Source organism: Rhodococcus sp. BS-15, from assembly GCF_000813105.1.
In the GTDB taxonomy this organism is placed as follows: domain Bacteria; phylum Actinomycetota; class Actinomycetes; order Mycobacteriales; family Mycobacteriaceae; genus Rhodococcoides.
The window spans coordinates 1-731 of sequence record NZ_BAOX01000612.1 but is presented as its reverse complement, the minus strand read 5'-3'; the positions used below and the strand labels follow the sequence as shown (position 1 = coordinate 731).

Annotated in this window: 1 protein-coding gene; it reads left to right on the top strand. The window is 67.4% G+C overall.

Going from position 1 to position 731, the window contains the following annotated elements:
* Window positions 1-731 (top strand): UDP-N-acetylmuramoyl-tripeptide--D-alanyl-D-alanine ligase (locus tag RHBS_RS28265; RefSeq protein ID WP_145977674.1); only part of this gene is annotated, 731 nt, incomplete at both ends.

The window sequence follows — 731 nt, the reverse complement described above, 5'->3', positions numbered from 1 at the left end:
TCCGCACGACAGTCGCGCGATGGCACTCGAGAACGACCCGGGCGGCTCCGGTTCGGCAGTGTTGACCGCCCTCGGCGCTCTGGCCAGGGCATCGGTGGTCGAGCTGACCGCCGAGCACGGCCTGACCGTCGTCGGCGTGACGGGATCCTCGGGGAAGACCTCCACCAAGGATCTGATCTCTGCTGTTCTCGAGCCCCTGGGCTCGGTGGTGGCACCGCCCGGATCGTTCAACAACGAACTGGGACATCCTTGGACGGCGCTGCGAGCAGATGCCGAGACCGATTTCCTCTGTCTCGAGTTGTCGGCCCGAGGAATCGGTCACATCGCCGAACTCGCCACGCTCGCCCCGCCCCGCATCGGGGTGGTCCTCAACGTCGGAACCGCGCACCTGGGTGAGTTCGGCTCGCGCGCGGCCATCGCACTGGCGAAGGGCGAACTGGTCGAAGCTCTGCCGAGTGCTGCCGACGGAGGAGTGGCGATTCTCAACATCGATGACCGGCTCGTCGCCGAAATGGCAACCCGCACAACGGCATCCGTCGTCACGGTCGGACGCAATGCAGATGCCGACATCAGAGCGCTCGACGTGCAGGTCGACACCGACGCCCGGGCGTCGTTCACGCTCGAATGCGCAGCGGGTACGGCAGCGATCACCCTGGCGGTGCACGGTGAGCACCAGGTCGGCAACGCCCTCGCGGCAGCGGCCGTCGCACTCGAGTGCGGAGCGACGTTGG